We start from the raw sequence: 6,814 nt of genomic DNA, 5'->3' as shown, positions 1-6,814 counted from the left end.
TAGCCGGCGACAGGGGTCTTGTCATCGGTAATAACCTCACCGTTGGCATCGACAGGGATCGCAAAGATATTGCTCGGGCTGTAGTAGATCTGCAGGCGGTCATTGAGCGCCAGCTTGTCGTTTTCTGTTCCCGCTGTGGCGCTCGGGCACACTGCGACCTCGTCCGGACCAACCTGGAAGTGCGCTTTCATGCTGCCGCTTGCCTGCGCCTGCTCTACCGGCACCGGCGCCTGCGGACGGTTCCTGTAAGCACCCTGGCTGTCCATAAAGAGACCTGCCTTGGGCTGCGTCCAGTATGTGAACGGGTTCGTCGCACCGGGTTCACCGGCAATATACTCTGCACCGGTGTTCATGCCCGGCACAGTGGAGGTCGTGCTGCTGCCGCCGTCTTTGATGTTAATCTCACCGGGCTCCTCTACTACGAAGTAGTACGGATCTTCCGGTGTGCCGCTGCCGTATACCGGGACTTCCACACCGTTGATCGTGACCGTGGGCTTGCCCTTGGTTCCGTCAAGAAGCACTCTGTCGCCAACATTCAGTGCTTCGCCCGGCTTCAGCTCAGTGCCGTCCGGCTTCCTCAGGGTCACGCCGTCCGGGATGTTGTCCTCGGATGGTGCTTCGGATTTGCCGTCGCTCACGCTGACCGGAGCTGCCGGCATTTCAAACGTATAGTTTCCGCTGGCATCCGGACCGCTCACGGCTACCGGGCTGCCGCCGCTCATCACGACCGGCTTGCTGCCGTCCGGAAGAGCGACTGTAACCGTTGTGCCCGGAAGCGCTTCTGTCACTGCCTGGCCGTCCACGGTCACCGTGGCGCCGTTTGCGGCTGTGATTGGCTGCGGGGCTTCTTCAGAGGCGGTTGCCACTGTGATGGTGACATCCTGCGCCGGCATCGTGAAGCTCCAGGTGCCGTCCGCGTTCTTCACGGCCTGCACCAGGTTGCCGTCTGCTGCGGTGACGATAATCTTGGAGAGCAGCTCGCCCTGCGGGCCGTCCTCTTCATTCAGCACCACTGTGCCGTTTGCCGGGCAGATATAATTGCCGTCGTCGTCAATATCCGCATTGCCGCTCGGAGCCATCGCAACGGTAATCCATTCGTCAGCGCCTTCTCCCAGCGTGATTTTGTAGTTTTCTCCAAGTTCTGCTTCCGGCTGCACAGTGACGGTCCACGTCAGCGTGTCGCCGGCAATGCGTGCCTCAGCACTCGGCTCTGTACTAGGAGCGGTGCTCGGCTCTGTGCTCGGAGCGGTGCTTGGCTCTGTGCTAGGAGCGGTGCTCGGCTCCGTGCTAGGAGCGGTGCTCGGTTCTGTGCTCGGAGTGGTGCTCGGTTCTGTGCTCGGAGCGGTACTCGGCTCTGTGCTCGGAGTGGTGCTCGGTTCTGTGCTCGGAGCGGTGCTCGGAGTGGTGCTCGGCTCTGTGCTAGGAGCGGTGCTCGGCTCTGTGCTCGGAGCGGTGCTCGGCTCTGTGCTTGGAGCGGTGCTCGGCTCTGTGCTCGGAGCAGCAGGATCAATCTTTGCCTGTACGGTAACTTCCGTTACAGCAGTGATCTGCGGCGCCACAGCAGAGGCCACTGCCGCTGCACTCAGCGTGCTTTCGCCGTTCTCCGCATCTACACTTGGAGCCGGGGCTGCTGTGGTTGTGCCATTGTAAGTGAGTGTCCAGGCCGGGTTCTCCGCCGTGATGCCGTTCGTCGGCAGATATCCATCCGCACCGGTATACTTGGCGGTCATCTGGCCGTCTGCAGCTACAGGACCTTCCGGTGTGTCTGCGGCTGCTTCAAACTTCCATTCGCCTGGTGTCACAGCACCTGCTGTGACGTTCAGGATAATGTTGAAATATGCCGGGCCCGGGTTCTGCCATCCGGCAGGCTGATAGCGCAGAGCGTATGTCCACGGTCCTCCCGCTTCCAGAGCCGGGATCGCGATGTCGATTTTCTGGGCGGCACTGGCCGGTCCGGTAATCGAAACCTCGGCTGCCAGGGCCGGAGCGCCGTTGACTGGCTCCAGGATATACTGGCCGTCTGTCGACGGGGCGGGCGGCATGCCGCCCTCGATGGCGTCAACGGTAATGGTTTTCGCCTGTCCTGCCGTCAGTTCATACGGACCGGCAGTCATGATGCGGGCATTGTCGCTCGCTGCCAGACCGCTCACCGGCAGAATTGCTGTTATAAGGAAGGCAAGCACTGCAATCAGCGCTACACCTTTCTTAAATCCTTTCATGTCTCCTCCTTCTCTCGCAAGAAGAGTTCTTCATTCGTGAGATGCTGTCTTCAGTCCTCGGTTACCGGAACATCCGGGCCAAAGTCAAAGGCAAGCTGCGGCATCTCTACCACATACTTGAAAGTTACTGCTCCAGTCACATTTGTTTCCGGCGCAACCGTTCCTGTTGATTCGAAGGCGGCATCTGCAGCGCTGATCGTAAGACTTACCTGATCACTGCTCGAGAGATCCAGCGGCGGTACAGTTCCCGAAACCGTGTATGTCACGTTTCCGTCTGCATCCGGCTCTGCATTTGCATCTGCTTCGAGTGTCAGCGCTACCGGCGCTGCATCGCCAATCAGCACCTGCGCTGTAAGCGCGGTTCCTGCCGGAGCCTTTACTGTCGGCAGCGATGACCTGAGCAGCATTCCCTGCTGCAGGTCCGCCGGCAGCAGACTCGTTACAAATACCTGTGCTTCGTTCAGCTCCACGCTCACCTTCAGTTCTGATGCCGGCGGCGTTGTTTCTGTCGTAATCTTCCAGGTGAACGTCTGCGTCGCTTTGGCATCCGTTACTGTTTCGCCAAAGATTTTTGTCCAGCTGTTTAGTGCAACACCGAGAGGATTCGGCGCTATGGTCAGTGTGACAGTACTGTCGCCCGCTCCCAGTGCCGATTCTGGTGCTGGAATGCTGATGGACGGTGTACCCACGCCATTCTGTGGATTAGAGGCAGTAAAGTTTGTAACAGCCTCGCCCTGCGCATTGGTTACTGTCCATGTATAAACAGGATTTACACCAGATCCGGCAACAGCACCTGAGACAGTAGGACCTGTGACTGTCAGATTGGTTGCTCCCTCCGGAATTGTTTGATCCTCACCTGTGAAGTTCGGAGCTGAGCCTGTGAAACTGCCGCTCTGCTCGTTCTCCGCAATAACAAGCTGACCTGCTGTTGTAAGGTACAAATCCCAGGTGAAGGTCTGGCCCGATGTCGCCGGATCAGGCACATCACCATTGACGAGAGCCCAGCTGTTTGCACTATTTCCGCTTCCCTCTGGAATAATGGTCAGGGTCACAGTGTTTAATGTTCCGTCTGTCTTCAGTTTTGCACTTTCTGGAACAGCGGGTGCCGCATTAAAGCCCGCTACATTAATCTGCAGTCCAGATGCTCCACTGTTTGCCCCCCATGTAGCAGAAAACGTCGGCTGCAAATCTGCGCCTGTCGGTGCAGCTACCGTTGCTCCAAGAGCAGACAGTGCGGCGTTTTTGTCGTTGACTGTAAATCCGTTTACCTGCCAGACGAACGATGGGTTGGCCCCGCCGTTTGGTGTGCCGCTGATAGTTGGACCATAGATATTGACGGGATTTGAAGAAGCTGCGTTTACTTCAGTCCCTGTCCAGCTGGGGGAGTTACCTTCAAACTTCCCGCTTCCAGGTGTACCGGCCGTCTCATTAGCAGGTGTTTCCGCCAGCGTCAGCTGCCCGCGCGCGGAGAGTACCACGGTCCATTCAAAGGTCTGTTCTTTGGTATTCGCCGGAAGTTCTGTCTTATCGACGGATGCCCAGACATTGTCATTACCGCTTTGGCTTCCAGCATTCAGGACCAGCTTGATCGTATTGGGTGTGCCATCTGTATTCAGCTTAACACTATTTGCTGAAGCTCCATTGTAGGTAGACGGATTTACCGTAAGAACAGAAGCAGATGGAGACCAGAAACTGGTATATCCGGGTTTTGTAAAGGTTGCACCACTCGCTGTGGTGTCTTTTACCTCCGAATCGTTAATGTACCATTTCGCATAAGGAATGACACCAGAAGACAGAGGCTTTCCATCAATTGTCGGACCCGTTACTGTGAAGGAACCGGCCGTAGCCAGCTGATTCACGATCTGGTTCGATGTCCAGGTTCCACTTTCCTCTCCACCAGAGAATGTGCCGCTGCTTGTTGACGAAGACAGTGTCAGCCGTCCGAGCGGATTCGGATTCACTGTTACATTGTAAGTAATCGTCTGCGCTGCATCTGCCTGCTCACTCGAGGCAGTATTGCCCATCAGTGTCACCCATGAATTACCTGCCGGACGAATCGTCAAGGTAACAGGAATTACTGCTGGTGCATCCACGTTACTGAGCAGCGGACTATTGCCTGCAAGGCTGAGCATAGAGTAGGAATTTGGTCCATAAGAAGAACCTGAAGCTGGTGGAGGTGTTGGAACATTCTGAACAACAGCTCCGGATGTTACTTTCGTTCCGTCAACTGCCCATTCAAATACTGCTGCACTGGCAGTCTGACCAATCGTACCAGCAATGGTTGGACTATATAGATTAATAGTGCTGGACGAATCGCCCTGATTGATCGCGGCTTTTACATCTGAAGTCCAGTCTGCAACAGCGTTGGCCCCTGTGCCCGAAACGGTGCCGCCTGTTATGGTCCCACTGTCTTTCGTCGGGTCAAGCGACAGCTCACCAGCACCGGCTACAGCCAGCGTCCAGGTAAACGTCTGCGTTCTGCCAGCCTGTCCATTCGGCGCTGGTGAAGCAGTTTGTCCGTCCGGCATTGTGAGCCAACTGTTTGTCCCGTTGGGTGTTACGGTCATAGTAACCTGTGCCGTTCCCGTTGCGCTGTCTCCAAAAGCCTTATACAAAGCACCGCTTGGGCCGGCAATAGCACTTGTTGGGATCTGCAGAAATGGCGCTGCTGTCAGCGTGCCACTATTTATCACAGGGTTATTAGTTGTAAATCCAGCGGAAAGGTCTACATCCTTTCCATCAACTGTGATCTTCCAGCTGACAGACAACGGAGTGCTCCCAGTTGTCGTACCAGAAATCAACGGAGCTTGAATCTTGAGATTGTCCGAGCCATCCCAAAGTAGGCTGGAATCAGCTTTCCATTCGTTTCCGCCTTCTGTTACCGCAGAAAAGTCGAGGCTGGCCGCAGTAGCAGGAGAGTCGTCAGGAATCGCCGGCGCCTGACTAAAGCTAAGCTGTCCATTCTGCGCATACACGACATTCCAAGTAAACGTCTGTACTCCGCTCTGTTCACCCTTGCTCAGTACATCTGCCCACTTCGGCTGAGCGCCAGCAGACGATGTTCCCGGATCTATCGTCAGCTCTACAACATTCGTTCCAGCCTGCAGACTGGCTTCCGGAATGCTAATTGAACTGGCTCCAGAGAGAGTAAAACCGGGAACTCCTACAGAGGGTACTGTTGTACCAGTAGTAATAGCAGTGCCGTTTACTGTCCAGGAGCCTGTAAGCCCGGTATTTGCAGCACTTGTCGCACCTGTCACCGTTGGGCCGGTTATGACTACAGGACCGCTGCCTTCCGACACCTGTACATCTGGAGTAATCTTCCATGAAGGTGCTTCAGACGCAGTATCCACAGCCCCTGTCATACCAGTTCCATCAATACTGAGCTGGCCTGGGCTGGTGACAAGGATATTCCATGTGAATGTCTGCTTCTGAGCAGCCTGCTCACCTGCTGGCTTTGTAAGGATATTTCCCCAGCTATTGACTTCGCCGGGGTTTACTTCCAATACCAGCTGATACGGCTCACTCTGCGCCTTGAGTGTATTTAGGTATGCAGCTGGTAATGAAACGGAAGAGGCTGTCCCGCCTGCCAGTCCACCATAAGTGATAGGAGTAACCGTAGCACCAGTAGTACCTGGAAGTGCTGTGTCTCCGATACGCCAGGTGCAAGTCGGCATATTAGCAGAAGTGTTGGGTGCAGCTGCGGATCCGTCAACAGTCGGACCTGTGATAGCAAGCGGTCCAGCTGCACTGTTTTCTACCATAGAGATAGTTGGGTCTGACGTGTACGATCCACTTGAGCCGCCGAGTGTGCCAGTAGCCGAACCCTGTACCAGATTCAGCGTTCCTGGAGTGACACTCAGATCCACGGGACCAGCATCAACATCTGTATTCCATTTGTCGTCTGTCCCACCGACAGGCGGATAGGCCCATTCTACATCTGCTGTGATGGTCCAGTCTCCCGGCTTAAGGAAAGTAATGATAGGAGCTTCTGGAGAAGATGTATCCAGTGAGTAATCCGTTCCTTCTGTCGCACCTTCGATACTGGGCGTGATTGTTGTAACAGCGCTACCTGCAGCACAAGCCAGCGTAGTTGGATTTTCTCCATCTTTTCCAACGCCAAGTGTCACTGCTTCGCCGCATGTCACAGTGGATACTGAACTTCCGGATTTGGCGGCATAGAGATTATTTACACCGATTTCATAATACGTCATCGGTGTCCAGGCTTCACTCATGTTGTCTGGATTTGTTTCATCTTCTACAACACCGGCAAAGGCCATATAAAAAGATGTTCCTGACAGTTCGTCCGCTGTCTTTCCAAGTGCTGTAGCAATTTTGGCTACAGCAGCATCATCTAGGACAGCGGTCCAGCCATAGTCAGCATACTTATTAGCAATAGCGGGTGTTTCCAGATCTACTGGATTGTCTATCCATGTCCAGCCAAGGTCCACCACAGTCCCGTCGTCCCATGCTGACATGTCGGTTTCAGAAACCCTGCATTCAATGGCACTGACGAGACCTTTCCAAGTTGCTAGCTGATCTGCCGTTGGGCCTTGATCTTTCCATGAATCTGCCACTTGGCTGAACAGAAAGAG

General features: G+C 55.0%; 1 protein-coding gene and 1 pseudogene. Both read right to left on the bottom strand.

Going from position 1 to position 6,814, the window contains the following annotated elements:
• Positions 1-1,196: 1,196 nt before the first annotated feature.
• Positions 1,197-1,499, bottom strand: a pseudogene (locus HDT28_02250) (sialidase).
• A 770-nt stretch (positions 1,500-2,269) separates the two neighbouring features.
• On the bottom strand, positions 2,270-6,814 hold a 4,545-nt coding region (locus tag HDT28_02245), incomplete at its 5' end, for a hypothetical protein (protein MBD5131404.1).

It is taken from the genome of Clostridiales bacterium, from assembly GCA_014799665.1.
In the GTDB taxonomy this organism is placed as follows: domain Bacteria; phylum Bacillota; class Clostridia; order Christensenellales; family Pumilibacteraceae; genus Anaerocaecibacter.
The sequence above is the reverse complement of the archived record's forward strand: the minus strand, read 5'-3'. Positions and strand labels throughout refer to the sequence as shown.